15 protein-coding genes are annotated in these 16,860 nt (G+C 44.3%); 7 read left to right on the plus strand and 8 right to left on the minus strand.

Annotated elements, in window-relative coordinates:
- Positions 1–126 precede the first annotated feature (126 nt).
- Positions 127–1,662: a M4 family metallopeptidase gene (locus VJ374_RS15445; protein ID WP_329469540.1), complete on the plus strand. Its 1,536-nt coding sequence runs from the start codon at positions 127–129 to the stop codon at positions 1,660–1,662.
- Positions 1,663–1,770: 108 nt separating this feature from the next.
- On the opposite strand, the gene VJ374_RS15450 is transcribed toward VJ374_RS15445, so the two are convergent.
- From VJ374_RS15450 to VJ374_RS15465, 4 genes are all read right to left on the minus strand, one after another.
- Positions 1,771–2,631 carry a hypothetical protein gene (locus VJ374_RS15450; protein ID WP_329469543.1) on the minus strand — a complete coding sequence of 287 codons (861 nt, stop codon included), beginning with the start codon at positions 2,629–2,631 and terminating at the stop codon, positions 1,771–1,773.
- A gap of 67 nt (positions 2,632–2,698) precedes the next feature.
- Entirely contained in the window at positions 2,699–3,682 is a 984-nt protein-coding gene (locus VJ374_RS15455; protein WP_329469545.1) for a YhdH/YhfP family quinone oxidoreductase, read from the minus strand.
- A 254-nt stretch (positions 3,683–3,936) separates the two neighbouring features.
- Positions 3,937–4,443: a hypothetical protein gene (locus VJ374_RS15460; protein ID WP_035411922.1), complete on the minus strand. Its 507-nt coding sequence runs from the start codon at positions 4,441–4,443 to the stop codon at positions 3,937–3,939.
- Between the two features lie 49 nt (positions 4,444–4,492).
- Entirely contained in the window at positions 4,493–5,266 is a 774-nt protein-coding gene (locus VJ374_RS15465; protein ID WP_329469547.1) for a hypothetical protein, read from the minus strand.
- A gap of 141 nt (positions 5,267–5,407) precedes the next feature.
- Between VJ374_RS15465 and VJ374_RS15470 the strand changes: the two genes are divergently transcribed.
- A complete protein-coding gene (locus VJ374_RS15470) occupies positions 5,408–7,045 on the plus strand; it encodes a glycosyl hydrolase family 28-related protein (RefSeq protein WP_329469549.1) in 1,638 nt (545 codons plus the stop codon).
- Between the two features lie 39 nt (positions 7,046–7,084).
- Here the strand turns inward: VJ374_RS15470 and VJ374_RS15475 are convergent, their stop codons facing one another.
- The 3 genes from VJ374_RS15475 to VJ374_RS15485 all read right to left on the minus strand — a co-directional run bounded on the left by VJ374_RS15475 (position 7,085) and on the right by VJ374_RS15485 (position 9,928).
- A complete protein-coding gene (locus tag VJ374_RS15475) occupies positions 7,085–7,906 on the minus strand; it encodes a DUF1028 domain-containing protein (RefSeq protein WP_329469551.1) in 822 nt (273 codons plus the stop codon).
- A gap of 99 nt (positions 7,907–8,005) precedes the next feature.
- Positions 8,006–9,409: a YfcC family protein gene (locus VJ374_RS15480; protein WP_329469552.1), complete on the minus strand. Its 1,404-nt coding sequence runs from the start codon at positions 9,407–9,409 to the stop codon at positions 8,006–8,008.
- 237 nt (positions 9,410–9,646) lie between these two features.
- Positions 9,647–9,928: a putative quinol monooxygenase gene (locus VJ374_RS15485; protein ID WP_329469554.1), complete on the minus strand. Its 282-nt coding sequence runs from the start codon at positions 9,926–9,928 to the stop codon at positions 9,647–9,649.
- A 156-nt stretch (positions 9,929–10,084) separates the two neighbouring features.
- On the opposite strand from VJ374_RS15485, the gene VJ374_RS15490 reads away from it, so the two are divergent.
- From VJ374_RS15490 to VJ374_RS15510, 5 genes are all read left to right on the plus strand, one after another.
- The gene (locus VJ374_RS15490; protein WP_290755279.1) at positions 10,085–10,570 is read left to right on the plus strand and encodes a cupin domain-containing protein; all 486 of its coding nucleotides are present in this window, start codon (positions 10,085–10,087) and stop codon (positions 10,568–10,570) included.
- 86 nt (positions 10,571–10,656) lie between these two features.
- A complete protein-coding gene (locus tag VJ374_RS15495; protein ID WP_329469557.1) occupies positions 10,657–11,547 on the plus strand; it encodes an aldo/keto reductase in 891 nt (296 codons plus the stop codon).
- A gap of 13 nt (positions 11,548–11,560) precedes the next feature.
- Positions 11,561–12,493 carry an aldo/keto reductase gene (locus VJ374_RS15500; RefSeq protein ID WP_329469559.1) on the plus strand — a complete coding sequence of 311 codons (933 nt, stop codon included), beginning with the start codon at positions 11,561–11,563 and terminating at the stop codon, positions 12,491–12,493.
- 81 nt (positions 12,494–12,574) lie between these two features.
- Positions 12,575–13,027: an OsmC family protein gene (locus VJ374_RS15505; RefSeq protein ID WP_155960205.1), complete on the plus strand. Its 453-nt coding sequence runs from the start codon at positions 12,575–12,577 to the stop codon at positions 13,025–13,027.
- A 126-nt stretch (positions 13,028–13,153) separates the two neighbouring features.
- The gene (locus tag VJ374_RS15510) at positions 13,154–16,318 is read left to right on the plus strand and encodes a DEAD/DEAH box helicase (protein WP_329469562.1); all 3,165 of its coding nucleotides are present in this window, start codon (positions 13,154–13,156) and stop codon (positions 16,316–16,318) included.
- Here the strand turns inward: VJ374_RS15510 and VJ374_RS15515 are convergent.
- A complete protein-coding gene (locus tag VJ374_RS15515) occupies positions 16,293–16,697 on the minus strand; it encodes a (deoxy)nucleoside triphosphate pyrophosphohydrolase (RefSeq protein WP_035411892.1) in 405 nt (134 codons plus the stop codon). The genes VJ374_RS15510 and VJ374_RS15515 overlap by 26 nt on opposite strands.
- Positions 16,698–16,860: the final 163 nt, after the last annotated feature.

Genomic DNA, 16,860 nt, shown 5'->3' on the forward strand with positions numbered 1-16,860 from the left:
CTTAATAATTCAGTACAGGTACTACGGACTATATTCAGAAAATTCGATTTAATTCGAATGACTTATTCTCGCTTTCTTAATTCTTTGGCATAGTTAGACTCAACCCAAACAAGGAGGCGATTTATTTTGAAAAAGTTTCTCGCTACATCGCTTGTCGCAAGTGTACTTGTCGTTCCTACGGTCGTAGGTGCAGAAGGTCTTCAAGCTGGTAAACTCACGAAAGCTTCGTCAGAACCAGCTGCAACAATCGTTAAAGATTTCGTGAACAAAAAAGGTGACTTTGCTGTTCAGAATGTCGAAAAAGACGGATCTTCGCAGATCGTACGTCTCCAACAAGAAGTGGATGGCGTCCCTGTCTTTGGTAGTGTCGTCGTCGGGAACGTCGCGAAAGACGGTACTTTGAAAGCAATCGTAAACGATGCGATCAACGTCAAAGGAAAACCAGGTCTCGCGAAAAAAGCAACTCTTTCTGAAAAGAAAGCAATCAAGTTATACCAAAAAGCAATCAAGGCTTCTGAATTCGAAGTCGCTCCAAAAGCAGAACTCGTCATCTATCCTGTTAAAAATGATGCAGTCTATGCGTATAAAGTGACATCGACGGTCCTCGCTGGTAAAGAACCATCACGCTGGACATATTTCATTGATGCAAACTCAGGTAAAGTACTTAATAAATTCGACCAACTGGCACATGCGAAGCCAGTCAACACAGTTACGGGAACAAATGCAGTCGGTACTGGAACAACAGTCCTTGGCACGAGCGCATCATTTAATACAGTGAAGAGTGGCTCGTACTACTATCTTCAAGATTCAACTCGCGGTAAAGGCATCTACACATATGATGCGAAGAACCGGAACACACTTCCAGGAACACTCTGGGCTGACCTCGATAACCAGTTCAATACGACATATGACCGCGCTGCTGTCAGCGCACATGTCAACGCTGCGAAAACATATGATTTCTACAAAAACACATATGGTCGCAACAGTTATGACAACGCAGGCGCTGCCTTAAACTCATCTGTCCACTATTCAACAAGCTACAACAATGCATTCTGGGATGGAACGAAGATGGTCTACGGTGACGGAGACGGTTCAACGTTCACATACCTCTCAGGCGCACTTGACGTCGTAGCGCATGAATTGACACACGCTGTCACAGAATACACAGCTGGCCTCGTTTACCAAAACGAATCAGGTGCAATCAACGAAGCTGTTTCGGATATCATGGGTACGGTTGCTGAATACTCAGTCGGTTCGAACTTCGACTGGCTCGTAGGAGAAGACATCTACACTCCTGGTGTCAGCGGTGACGCACTCCGTTCAATGTCGAACCCAGCTGCTTACGGCGATCCGGATCACTACTCAAAACGCTACACAGGTACACAAGATAACGGTGGTGTCCACACGAACTCTGGTATCGTCAACAAAGCTGCTTACCTTCTCGGTAATGGTGGAACTCATTACAACGTGACTGTCACAGGTGTCGGCGTACCGAAACTTGGAGCAATCTACTACCGTGCTCTTAGCGTCTATTTGACTCCGAACTCGAACTTCAGCGCACTTCGCGCAGCAGTCGTTCAATCGGCGAAAGACCTTTACGGTTCAACAAGTGCAGAAGCAACAGCTGCAGCGAAATCATTTGATGCAGTAGGCGTCTACTAAGAAAATCTCCTCCCAAAGGATTTTCATATTTCCTCCCGAGTGTCGGACTCGGGAGGTTTTTTTATGCGCAAAAAAGACGGATTCGCTTGGAGCAAATCCGTCTTTCCATTAGTCTTGTCCAGGATCACGGGCAAGACGTAAGCGCATCTTTCCGTTGTCCGGGAATACTTTCAATTGTAAAGATTCTCCCTCGTACCATGTCCCGTAGCTCGTATCGACGACAGGTTCACCGAGCGTTGACAAGGCGTTCGTTGAGGCATTCGTCCAGTCGATCGCTTCAATGATTCCGTCCGAGACGACGAGCAGGTATCCGGCGTTTGAGAAGTAATACGTATTGACCGCGTCCTGTTGCGTATTACCAACAGCACCATATTTTGCTTCGAACTCAGCAATTGGTTTTCCGAGATACTGCTCCGGCTTATCAATCGGTTGGTTGGCAACTGCTTGCGAGAGTGCCGTAAGGACTGCTTTATCTGATGTTCCTTTTGGTGCTTCTAATCGGACATCGGTCTCAGGCAAATACCCTTCGATACTATCGTTTAGTTTCAAGTGGACCATTCCGTCTTTTGCATCCAATACCTCATAGACATCACCTAAATCTGCTTTATAAATGACACTACTTCGACTTGCATCGCGATAGACGTTCGCGAACGGACGTGTCACCCAAGCTGCTTGCGCATACTCTGCCGCCTTTTTCTTTGATTTCTTCTTCTCTTTTTTCGCTTCTTTTGGATTCTTTGTCGAGGCTGCCTCTTTCTTCGACTTTTCGTTTTTCGTTGCTTGATCCGTCGTTTTCGGCTTCTCAAGCGTCGATGTTGCTTGAGAGGCATCGTTATTCGTCAACATATACAACCAGCCACCTACGATGAATAGCGTTGCTAAAATACCGCCAAACGCAATCCCTCGGCGATTACGTTTCTGTTTCCGTCGTTCTTGTCGAGACTGTCGTTCTTGTTGGTGTTCACTCATGTATGGTTCCTCCTGAAAAGTCGACACAGTTTTTCCCCACTATACCACCAATGTTTACTCGAAATATTTAAATTTCGATGACAGTTCGACCACGATGACGAGAAGTCAGCAGAGCTTCTGCGATTTTAGGTAAGTCGTTCAGTGTTTTGACGTCGACTTCTGGTTCAAGATCGACACGCCACTCATCCGCCAGCCGTTGCCATAAGATCTCTCGATATGCAATTGGTGTTTGTACCGCATCGATTCCGATCAAACGAATGCCACGCAGGATGAAGGGATAGACTGTCAGCGTCATCTCTGCCCCACCGACGTTACCACACGTCGTCACGACACCACCATACTGTACGAAGCGAATGACGGATGCGAGCAATGGACCCCCTACCGTATCAATGACACCTGCATACGTTTCTTTTTTTAATGGACGGTCTGTTTCTTCTAAGAACGTAGTGCGGTCTAATACCTCCGCCACACCTTTTTTAAGTAATCGTTCTTGTTCTACTCGTTTCCCGGTTACGGCGTGTACTGTATAGCCTAATCGAATCAGTAAGGCGATCGCAATCGTACCGACACCTCCTGTCGCTCCAGTCACAAGGATGGGTCCTGTCTCCTTTGAGACAATTCGTGATAGTTCATCGACTGATTGCGCTGCTGTCAATCCTGCCGTTCCATGTCGCATCGCTTCTAATGGGCGAATGGATTCTGGAAGTGGCGTCACCCAATCGGCTGGTACGCGTATGTATTCTTGAAATCCGCCAGAGGTATTCATTCCAAAATCAAAGCCATTGACGACGACCGCTTGACCGCTTTGAAACCGTTCATCTGTCGTTTGTTCGATATATCCTGCTGCGTCAACGCCTGGTGTGTGCGGATAGGATTTCGTCACCCCTCGATTACCCGACATCGATAAGGCATCCTTATAATTGACACAGGAATGCGTGACACGAATTAAGACGTCTCCTTCCGGTAAATCATCGACTTGTTTCGCCTCAACCTTCCCTTCATAGTTCCCATCCACCTCTCGTACGACGAATGCTGAAAAAGTGTGTTTCATGATGTCTCTCCTTTCTCTTGTGCTTCTCTATACCCTGTTGTTTCCATCGACACACTAAAAATCCCTGTCGTTTCTCAAAGAAACGACAGGGATCGGGGACGGAAAAAACATCAGCGTTCCATAGGTGGTCAAAGGTAACAGGTCAGTCTGTCAATGGTTCATGGTCATCGGTTTGCCATCGCCATCTCTTCTCCACAGAGGAAAATTGAGGTCCGTCCCCTCTCCTTGACGTGGAGTCTCACCACGTCAAGGAATTACATATAACGTCCACCATCAAAGTCAATTGTCGTTTGATAGTTCGCGGCATTGATCGCATTCGACACTTTGTGTGCTTGCCGTTCCACTTCCTCCGCTTTTAAGCGATAGGCATCTGGATCGAATAAGGCATGACGAATGATCGTCGTTCCTTCAAATCCGTATTGGAACTCGCGTTTTGGTCGACTTGCGAGCATCTGATAATTTTGTGCCTTTGCCCGCAATTGGGTCGCCCACTCGATTGCTTCGACGAGCGGCATTTCTCCTTCATCCGTCACGATGACAGTTTCTAGATTCGCCGCGTAGACGAGACGATCCAAGACTCGCATATCATGACGCACGATGTCCATGGCGGCTTCGACGTCGGTTAAGCTCCGGCCTTGTTGTGCGGGGAGTGCTTCTCCCTTTTCTAAATCAATGAACGCTACGCGCTCCATTTCTTCAATCAGCTGATCAAGCTGTTTCCTCAGAATACTCTTTAATTTCACGGCATCTGCTAGGTACATCATCAACTCCCCTTTCCTATTCCATTTACGTCATTCCTTTCAAAAGGTTTCAATCAAACTGATGGACGAAGGCTCCAAATTCCCCCTGAATCGTTTGCTTGTCCATCTCCGATATCGTAGTAGCTCGGTCTGTATAGCGTTCTAAGAGATAGGCTTTTATTAGGACATGTGACGGTTGGAATCCGATACGCAGGCACCATTCCTGAAGTGTTTCTGTATCGTGTCGTCGTAAGCGGGTCGGGAGTATGTGATTGAACTGGATGAGTTGTTTACGAATCCAGGCATCTGGCAGATCAATTTGTTTCTCGATCGAAACATAATCGTTGTCTGAAGACTGCAACGGAATATCAGTTCTTATCCATACTTCATCTTGTTTCTTGATCTTTCGACGTTTCCACCAAACGATATAGCCTATTGCGATTAGAAGGAGAACAAGCAGGGGTATAAATACCATCGATGAGGAGGAATTCCCCTTTTCATTCGTACCTCGTTTAGCGTTTTCAACTCCTACAATGATGATCTTGTTCTTTTCCTTTTGGGGTTTGAGGTCTTTCTGCTTTTTGGGCTTTTCATTCGTGTCCCAAACACGTAAATCTTCGTCATTCTTCGTCTGCTTTTTAGGCAACCACGAAAGAAATGGAATGTTTAACAGCTTGCCGTTTTTCTTGCAGTTCGGTTTACACGATCCGTTCGTTTCGACTCCTGACATCTTTATCGCTTGTGGCTTCAATGCTTGAAAAGCCGCTTCCGTCAGCGGCTTACTGATCCCTAATATCAGCAAAATCAATCCGATACCAATTACGAGTCGTTTGCGAAGTGACATCAAAAGCCCTCCTTTTTATAAATCCATTATAATCCAACTGTATAGTTTTAGTGTATTTTTATGGATGTTATGAAACAAGGAATGATTGTTCAATTAGAGGGGAAAAGGTAGACAGACCTATTCAGAGAGGAGAACTATTTCATGTTGAAACTCGATCACACGCATGATCCGTATCAAAATGCGGCGCTGATTCAAGAATACGTTGAAACATCAAGCAACGAACAGGCTGTTCGACAAGCAGAACAACTACTACACGATAGTACATTTATTGCACCACGACGTGATCCTAACCTCAGTCGAACACTTCGTTCGATGATCTCACCGTTATTTTTGACAAACCGTGATAAACATATTTTACCGCTGACACCAGCTTTCGTAACGCCACACGATGAGATTCGACCGAGTTGGTTCGGGCGGCTCAATCATGAGTTCGAACGTTTGATCAGTGAAGTCGAAATCGTTGATATCACTTCCTATGGTGCGGTCGGTGATGGACAGACAGATGATACACAAGCGTTCATCGAAGCGCTCGGTGATGGACATCGACAAGTCCATGTTCCAGCCGGTACGTACATCGTTCGAGGAATTCGTTTACCTAGTTATACGATTTTAACGGGAGCTGGCAAAGGGAAAACGATTATAAAGATGCACGATGACGCACCTAAAGGACGACGTCTTGTGACGAACCAAAATTATCTCCTTGGCAATCATCACCTGCTTGTTGAGAAAATGACGCTTGATTGGAACATCAAACGAATCGGTGACGCAAAGAAAAGTAGCACATGGGGCAATCACTCCAGTTGTCTCACATACGCACATGTCACTTATGGTTGGGTCTTTGATGTCGAAGCTGTCAATCCAGGACTCCATTGTTTTGATATCTCGACACCGTATTACAATTACAACGGGGACGGTGCTCGAGCGAACTTAAGTAGTTCATTCATCTGGTTCGATGGATTAACCGGTTACGGGTTCGGAGACGACGGGATCACGACGCATCATAGTGACCATCTCTTCATCTCGAACTGCTTTATGCATGACCCGAGTGGACGTGCCCATGCAGAAGGTTTTTCCAATTCGAACGGGATTGAAATCGATGATGGGTCACGCGATGTCTGGTTATTCAATAACGCATCAAGTCGTTGCTTCGGTGGACTTGAAATCAAGGCGCATGCGACCTCTTCTGCTGCCTCAACCGTTAAAATCGTTGGTCATTTATCAATTGATGACCACCGTGCCTTTAATTTCCGCCATATCGGGCATCATCAAGCAAGTGATCCAACATCTCAGACGGCTTACAATATCATCGCAACGCGCTTGATTGCTCAGACTCCTCAATATACGGCGCTATATGCGAATTCAAAACCGCGCGCTCTCGTCGTTTCCGCTTATCGTAATGTCGTTATTCATGATTTCACGGTGCTCGGTGATCCGTATTATGACTACCAAGAACAGCCAATGATCGGAATTCAATATAAGGCACGCAATGTTACGATCAGTCAGTTAAAAATGAGTGGATTTCGCCACGCAAAAACGGATATCCAAATCTTTGGTGGAGAAAACGGAGCTGAGGATGTATGCCTTCGGGATATCCGGATCGAGGATTCTGCCAAACACGGGATTACGATCGGTCCTGACATCAATCGCGTCAAGTTAACGAATGTGGCACTAAAAGGAGAGGGGACAGTTGGCTTGAATGCTAAATCGGAACCGGAAATGGAACGGTTCATCGCGACCGGATTTAAAGTACCGATTCGTGCTCAGTCGACGCAAGCATGAACAAAACGACAGGATGGACCGTGGTCCATCCTGTCGTTTTCATTGGGATCGAATGTACGCGAGGACACGTGTATCAATCGCACGATCCGCTTGTTCGCGCATCTCAAAGTTTTCCGTATGCAGATATGTCCGGAGCGCTTCGTCGAAATCACCGCGGTAGCCAAGTGTCAATAATTTATCCATCAACTCCGACTCTAACGCATCATCGATGGGCTTGATTTCTTCCGGCTTACTCGGTTGTAGGTAAAGTGTGTGCAATTGATAGATACGTTCGAGTTCTTCAATTGGATTCGGGTGATCATCAACACGTAGATCAATATAGCGATCGTTGAATCCACCGTACCCGCCACCTTCCTTAACGACGAGCAGTGCTGCTGATTGCATCCCACGCGAGTCCCCGCCTGCTGCTTGCCCCGCAGCCAACGCACGCAACAACCGTTCTGCAAGTGGCCCTTGCGTCGATTCAAAGACACGTGCCATCTCTTTGACCGTATTGCCATCTACAAGAATATTCCCTTGCGCCGCAAAATGTTTCCCCGCAATTCCGCCTGCCCAGTCGTTACATCTCTCTCCCGTAAAAGTCGCACTTTTGCCCTGCGCATCGATGATTCCGACTTGACGATCTGCTCGCCCTTCATCCGCTTCCGTTAATCGACGGAGCACTTCATCCGCTGAAGCGCCTTGTTCGATCATCTGCAACCCTTCAGGGCCATACGTCGTATTTGCAAATGATTGTGTCGCTACAGCACCTACTCCCGCTTTCGCAAACGGAACAGCACTCCCAACAGCTAAAAATTTCGATTGGACAGCAACACCCCATGCTTGTTCTTTCTCGCAATAACCAACGATTGAATATGTCACTTCAGTTCCCCCTTTAGTCACTTCTCTACCCGTTCGTGATAACGCTTCCCGATTCCTGCAACAGAAAAACCTTCCGGACAGATGTCCGAAAGGTCGACTTCATTGAATACCGAGCGTCACAGCAAGTAATAAGGCGGCACATGCTAAAGCAATCCAAATCGCGAAGAGTTTCCAGACGAAACGTAACCATTGCTCATACGGAATACCTGCGATCGCAAGAAACGCCATCAAATGCGCACTTGTCGGAAAAATCATGTTCGTCAATCCATCTCCGTATTGAAATGCTAAAACAGCTACTTGACGCTCGATACCGAGTAAGTCAGATAAAGGTGCCATGATTGGCATCGTTGTCGCGGCTTGCCCGCTCCCCGATGGAATGAAGAAATTCGTGATCAGTTGTACGATGTACATTCCGATGACAGCGAAGAACGTTGGTAAATGTCCTACGGCATTCGATAAGCCGTAAATGACCGTGTCAATGACACGACCTTCTTCAAGAATGACGACAATGGCACGGGCAAAGCCAACGATCAATGCACCGAACGTCACGGCTTTCGCCCCGTCAATCAGACTCTCAAAAGTACCGTTCACACCGAGTGTGATGATCCCAGCAATCAGTCCAATGATCAAGAACGAGGCTGTCAGTTCCGTCAAATACCAGCCCCACTCGAAAATTCCGATGACGTTGAGCGTGATTCCACCGATCAAAATCAGTAAAACAAAAGCATGACGTTTCGAAAAGCGTGAAATCGTCGTTGCTGCTTCTTCCGCACGACGTTGTTCGAGATCATAAACGAGGCTACGCGTTGGATCCTGTTTGACTTTCCGTGCGTAAGTCATGACATAAAGAATCGTTACGACTAAGAAAACGATATAAACGGCGGTTCGATAACCAAGACCGCTAAAGAGTGGAACTTCCGCGATCGATTGAGCAACACCTACCGTAAACGGATTCAGCATCCCGCCAGCAAAACCAACCGCCGCTCCTAAACTAACGATTGCAGCTCCTGTCATCGCGTCATAACCGAGTGCACGCGCGAGCATGATACCAATCGGTACAAAGATGATTGTTTCCTCTGCCATCCCGATTGTTGCTCCGGCAATCGAAAAGACGAACATCGTCATCGGAATCATGATGTGTCCCTTTTGACCAAACCGACGAATCAATTGATTGATTCCCGCTTCGATGGCACCCGTTTGACGAATGATGCCAAAGACACCACCGACTAAGAAAATGTAAAAGATGATCGCAGCGCCTGCTTCCATTCCTTTCGGGATCGCTTCGAATAAACCAAAGAAATTGACAGGTGCAGACTCCACCGCGCGATAGGTACCATCGATAACGACGGTCTGACCATCCTGTTTTTCACGGTCGAATTGTCCTGCTGGAAGCGTGTACGTCAAGATGACTGAAATAATGAGAATCGCCATGATGATGGCATATGTATGAGGCATCTTGAAGAATGATTGCTTCGACTGTGTGGTATCTGTTCGATCATTCATGATAAAGGCCTCCTTTTCGTGTCTTTATCAGAATAATGCCCTATTCAGGGAAAAACTAACAGTTTTAATGAAATGTTATGTGATTGTAAAAGAAAAGTGGAACATTTTTAATCAAATCTTCATCTGAAGATAAACTAGCGAAGGAGCGCGTTGTATAAAACAAAAAAGAAAGATATCCTAGGTCATAAAACCTAGAATACCTTCCTTATGTGTTACATTCGCTTCTAACTCGTTTCATTATGCTTGGAATGATTGAACGTTCAATGGTTTAGCAAGAGCTGTTTGAGCAAATGCAACGAATTGTCCGAAATGAGCACTTGTGTTATGAGCTTCGATCGCAGCTTGGTCTTCCCATTTTTCAATCATCATGAAAACATTTTCGTCTTCTGTACTTTGGAACAGATCGTAGCTGATGTTTCCAGCTTCAGCACGCGATCCTTCTACTAATGTTTTAGTTGCTGCTAAAAATTCTTCTCGTTTTGCGGGTTGTACTTCTAACTTTGCTTCGATGGCGATCATCGGAAAGCCTCCTTTGTAATTTCGTTAACTTAAGCATCGTAGCACCTCCCGATTCGTTACGCCATAAAGATGCTCGGACGATTGATGATATTTAAATACGGGTAATTACAGAGGGAATTATTACTTTGTACCACATCAGAGAAGGGAGCAACGAAGATGCGTGTTGAGGTATTTTACTTTGAGGATGACGGACATATTCCGAATAACCCTAATTTTCCGGTGTTGATTTATCGGCATGCATTTGAAGAACCGTCACGCATCGAACAGACTTTCCATTCACATGACTGGCGCAATAGCTGGGTGGATGGCATTTTTGACTTTCATCATTATCATAGTATCGCTCATGAAGTGATTGGTATCCTCGAAGGACATGCGACCGTCCAACTCGGTGGTCCACTCGGTAAGACCTTCACCTTGACGAGTGGAGATGTTCTCTTACTTCCTGCAGGCACAGGACACAAAGCACTTGATACAAGTCGACACTTCCGTGTGATCGGTGCCTATCCGAATGGTCAAGACTACGACACACTGACCGGGCAAACAAGTGAACGTCCGGAAAATCTTCAACGGATTCGTCAGGTGATACGTCCCGGTCAAGATCCTGTACTCGGTGATCACGGTCCTTTATTTGAGCATTGGTGACATCTCCTTCTTGTGAAGAAGACGTTTTTGTTCGGAGTTCGCGTGGTAAATCCTACTATTGTCTCTCTACTAAAGGAGGAAGAACGATGAACACAACAGAAAAGACGTTGATACTTGCTGCGTTAAAGCAAAAAACAGTGACGTTTCCCGATCAGACACATGTGCGCGCACTCGGACAAGGCACGTGGCGGATGGGGGAAGAGTCGGAGAAGCACGAAGCAGAAATCGAAGCACTCCGTGTCGGTCTCGATAGCGGAATGGAACTCATCGATACGGCAGAGATGTACGGGGAAGGCGCCTCTGAAGAATTGATTCGCGACGCGATCGCTGATCGACGCGAAGAAGTCTTTCTTGTCTCGAAAGTCTATCCTCATCACGCTGGTGGGGAAGCGTTAAAAAAAGCTTGTTCCAAATCGCTTGAACGTCTCGGTACGGATTATCTTGATCTCTATCTTCTTCACTGGCGTGGCGACATTCCACTAAAGGAAACCGTTGAAGGACTGGAAGCCTTAAAACAAGAGGGCAAGATTCGCCGTTGGGGTGTATCGAACTTTGACGTATCAGACATGAAAGAACTGTTGACACTACCAAACGGTGACCAGTGTGCTGTCAATCAGGTACTCTATCACCTCGGCTCACGCGGAATCGAGTATGAACTGCTCCCGTTACTACGCGAACATGGTATTCCAGTAATGGCGTATTGCCCACTAGCTGAAGGTGGTTCACTGCGTGATCAACTCCTGAATCATCCGACCGTCGAGGAACTCGCTGAGACACATGGTGTTGAACCGGCACAGATCTTACTTGCTTGGACTATGCGTGAAGGTGACGTCATCGCAATTCCTAAAGCAGGACAAGCACATCATGTCGAAGCCAACGGTCGCGCCGCACTTTTGAATTTAACAAAAGAAGAGCTAGCTGCACTTGATCAAGCGTTCCCAGCACCAACAAAAAAAGAACCACTCGATATCGTTTAAGGAGGTCATTGTCATGACAAAACATGTTCAACTCGGTCAATCTAACCTATTCGTTCACCCAATCGGTCTCGGTACGAATGCTGTCGGTGGACACAACTTGTATCCAAATCTCGATGAGCAAGCAGGACGCGATCTCGTTCGTGTCGCGTTACAGCAAGGAATCAATTTCCTCGACACAGCTTTCATCTATGGACCAGAACGTTCGGAGGAACTCGTCGGTGAAGTCTGGAACGACACGGTCGCTCGAGAAGATGTCGTCCTCGCGACGAAAGGTGCACATCAGTTCGTTGACGGAAACGTCGTCATGAACAACTCACCTGACTTTCTCCGTCAATCGGTCGAAGAGAGTTTAAAACGTCTTAAAACAGACTATATCGATTTATATTACATCCATTTCCCAGATGAATCGACACCGAAGGATGAAGCCGTCGCTGCACTTGCTGAACTGAAAAAAGAAGGAAAAATTCGCGCGATTGGTGTCTCGAATTTTTCACTCGAACAACTGAAGGAAGCGAATAAGGACGGACATGTCGACGTCTATCAAGGAGAATACAATCTGTTTAAACGGGATGCGGAAAAAGAGTTACTCCCATATATCGTTGAGAACGGTATGTCCTTCGTCCCGTACTTCCCACTCGCTGCTGGATTATTGGCAGGGAAATATACAAAAGAGACGACGTTTGATGATTTACGAAAAAACGATCCTTTATTCCAAAAAGATGTCTTCGAAGAAAACCTCGCAAAAGTCGATCAACTGCGTCCGATCGCAAAAGCACATAATGCGGAAGTCGCACACGTCGTACTCGCGTGGTATTTGGCACAGGACGGTATCGATGCCATCATCCCTGGTGCGAAACGACCGGATCAGGTGACGGATACGTTGCGTACGTTAGATGTTCAGTTGTCACAAGAGGATATCGAAAAAATCGACCAAATTTTTAGCTGATCGTTCTCTTCTAATTGAACATGAGCAGAATAGGCGAAAAATCATGCTGAACTTCGTATGATGGAAGCATGGAGGCGATTGATCATGAAGCACCATTTTCATTTAACCGCAGACTGGCCCGGCAATCGCAATGATGTTGGTCAGATCGAGACGGGTGAACTAAAAACAAAAATCTCAATTCCGGACGCCATGGATGGTCCAGGTGTTGGTACGAATCCAGATGAGATGTTACTTGGGGCAGCTGCTACATGCTATATCATCACGCTTGCCGCAATGCTTGAGCGTAGTAACATCCCAAAAGTCTCCTTAACGATGGAATCTGAAGGCATCGTTGATGTCACGAACGGCGTCTTCACATACGATGCGATCATTCATCGTCCGAAACTCTTATTACCAGCCGATCTGTCGGATCGTGATGTGGAGAAGGCGCAACGTCTCGCTGAAAAAGCAGAAGGTTCGTGTATGATTACGCGGGCACTGGCTGGTAATGTCAAAGTATCGCTTGAAGCTGTGGTAGAGAGAATCTCAAATTAACAAACAAAAATCATCGTTTAACTTTTTAGTTGAACGATGATTTTTTACTTTATTTATCTACTTATTGGTATATTATTGATGATTTAATCATTCTAAATACCATTTACTATTATTCGGAGGATAACCATGTCTTATTATGAAACATTACGTTCTTCAACTGAAACTAACTCACAATCCGATGCAATAAGTGTATCTGTACCAGCACATGACTACACAACAGAATTACTTACACACCTCAATCAAGTACTATATCAATCTTTAGACCATTTCCAAAAACAAGATAAACCTGATCAAATGGTTGAAACGGTCAATGAATGGCTCATGCATTTAAATCAACCTCTGATCGACTTGCCACTTCATCGTGAACTCACTACTAGCACAACACATGCTTTACCTACACAATATAAAAATTCTTTGCGTGCTTGGGAACTCATTGCTCCTGGCCAACTGGAACAAGAACAGTTATTGCATCATATCAGTCAAGAATTATGGACAGCATCTGCTGCCGATTGGATGGTTAGTTTTACACGTCATTCTGGAGTACAGACGCTTGTCCCAGCTTTGAAGGAAGCAGAAGCTCAAAGCAAATCAATCCGCATTTTGACTTCATTTTATATGAATATTACAGAAGCGAAGGCTATCCGACAGTTGATGGAATTCAGAAATATTGAAGTAAAAATTTATGAACCGATAAAAAAAAATCATGCTTTCCATCCGAAAGCCTATTTATTTTCTCGTCCTGATCAGTTGGATAGTGCTATTGTTGGGTCCTCTAATTTATCAAAGTCGGCTTTAACGCACGGTATGGAATGGAATATTCGTATACCTTCTACACCCGTTACAACATTAGTCACTCAAGCGAAAAACTTATTTGAACAACTTTGGAACAGCCCAGAAGCGACTATTTGTACAGAAGAATTATTACTTCAATACGAACAGTACCAACAAGAAACACCACCTATAAAATCATTTTCTATCCGCGATACAATTGCCGAACCCGCTGTCGATTACAACGTTATTGAACCGAACCTCATGCAGATTCCGGCTTTAGAAGAACTGGATCGTTTACGCGAGCGAAAAGAAACAAAAGCAATGGTCATTGCGGCAACTGGAACTGGAAAAACGTATTTAGCAGCATTTGATGTCCGTCAAACTCAGGCTAAAAAAGTATTATTTGTTGCACATCGTGGAAAATTATTATCACAAGCTGAGCATACATTTAAACAAGTTTTTTCAAATGAAAATTATACATTTGGTAGATATTCAGGATCACAACAAATTCAAGATGCACAATTTACCTTTGCTACCGTTCAAACACTTTCAAAAGAGGTTCACCTTAATCAATTTTTACGGGATGCGTTTGACTACATCATTATTGATGAATTCCATCACGCTTCATCTGCTTCTTACCAAAACATTCTTGACTATTTTACGCCTCAATTTTTGCTTGGAGTAACAGCAACACCAGAGCGTATGGATGGTCAAAATATCTTCCAGCTCGTTGACTATAATATTGCTTACGAAGTTCGTCTGTATGATGCCTTAGCACAAGATTTACTTTCACCATTCCATTATTTTGGCATTCAAGATGATGAATCGGTTGATTATTCTCTTATTCCTCAACAAAACGGCTTTTATGTAGAACAGGATCTGGTTGTTGCACTCGAACGCTCAACGCGAACAGATTATATTGTTGAAATGATTCGTAAATTTGGGTTCAGTGGTAATCAGGCTGTTGGATTAGGATTCTGTGTCAATATCAATCATGCAGAGTTTATGGAGAAGGAATTTAAACGACATCAGATTGAAGCAATGGCTGTTACAAGTAAACAGTCCGAAGAAGCACGCGAAGAAGCCATTCGCCGACTAGAGGATGATCAAGACCCACTGCAATATATTTTTACCGTTGACTTGTTTAACGAAGGAGTCGATATTCCAAAAGTCAATCTAATGCTATTTTTACGTCCAACGGAATCCCCTACTATTTTTATTCAACAATTGGGTCGAGGCTTACGTAAACACAGCTCAAAAGAATTTGTTACGATTTTAGATTTTATCGGAAATAGTCAAAAAGCTTTTGTTGCACCACTTGTGTTATCTGGTCAACAATCGTTTCATTCTATTGATCGTTATAAAATTGCTACTGCTGTAAAACAACATTTTCCGATTCTACCCGAAGGATCTTTAGCTATTCTGGATTCAATTACAGAAAGATTTATTATTGAACAAATGAAAAAAATAGAGTTTTCAGCTAGCAAACAGCTTCGTGAAAGTTATCAACGATTGACACGTATGATCGGAAATCCTCCGAGTTTAAATGATTTAGTTACGCACAAAGACGCACCAGCTATTGAGAGTATTGTTCAGCAATGGAGAAGTACATTACGTCTTAAACAACTTGAAAAACATGCTACCGATGAAGAACTACGTTTACTGCAAGATGATACTACACGCAAAATTGTTGAACAGCTCGAAGGACTATTCCCAATTCGTGAGCCTTTCAGCTTACTGATTTTAAAACAGTTACTGCGTCATTCTTCTGCTTCAGTACAAGATATTGAACAAGAAGTTTTCAAAGAATTTGCCTTATCGACGAAGCATTCTTTTTCAAAGCGCCCTATTATTCATCATCTTTTTAAACGCTGGTCTACTGCGTTAAAAAATGATCGTATTCAATTACTAGATGCTGTATCAGAAGAGCACTATCGCTTTTCAAATACAGTCGTCCAAGCACTTCAGCAATCAACTGAATTGCGTTCATATATGATGCATTTTATCCAAGCAGGTCTACTTGCATTTCATCAACTACCAGATCGAATTAATTGGTTGATCGAAGACCAGGCGTTTCTATTACATCAAACATACAATCGTTCTGTTATCCAACGTCTTCTATGTTCACCAAGTCAGGAAGGTTCTTGGCGTGAAGGTGTAGCTCAAGCTGGTAACGACTACATTTTATTTGTGAATTTACACAAAGATGAAGCCATTGATGAGCAACTGAAATATAACGATTATTTCTTAGATCAATATCGTTTCCATTGGCAGTCTCAAAGTAATGCAACTGCTACAGGTAAAGCGGGTACTTTATATCAAAACCATGAGAGCGAAGGAATTCGTATTCATTTGTTTATGCGTAAAGCAGATAAAGAACAAGGAAAAACGCTACCGTTCACATACTTTGGCCAGTTAAAGCATCTTCAAAGTACAGGTTCTAAACCGATTAGTGTGACTTGGTCACTTCATTCTCCACTATCAATTGAACTGTTTAAGGAGTGGCAAACTCTTTCTTAATGTACTCAACTGCAGGAATATCGGCAGGAGCCCATTCAAGCTGATCAAGGTCTGAAACAGCCACCCAGCGAAGCTCTGCATGTTCTACGGCAATCGGTTCTCCTGTTACGATTTCAGCTTCAAACGTATGCAATGTAACAATAATAGCATCGTACTCGTAAGTCGTTTTTTCGATTGGTTGCTTGACCTTAATATTACATTTTAATTCTTCATTGATTTCACGAACTAACGACTGTGATGGCGTTTCATGTAACTCAATTTTCCCACCAGGAAACTCCCATAAGTTGGGCAATGACATTTGGCTACTACGAAGTGCACATAATATTTCATTATGATCGTTGCGAATGACAGCACCTACGACTTGAACTTGTTTTTTCATTTTTTATGTTTCACTCCAAATCATTATAGATTTTTTAGTTCTCTGCTTATCATAACAAAAACCGTTATTCCTTTGACTTGTGCAAAGAATAGCGGTTTTATTTATATAACAGTTATCCACATGTGGATAACTCCATTTATGGTATACTTATGCCACTTATCCA

The sequence above is a fragment of the Exiguobacterium sp. 9-2 genome (assembly GCF_036287235.1).
GTDB lineage: Bacteria > Bacillota > Bacilli > Exiguobacteriales > Exiguobacteriaceae > Exiguobacterium_A.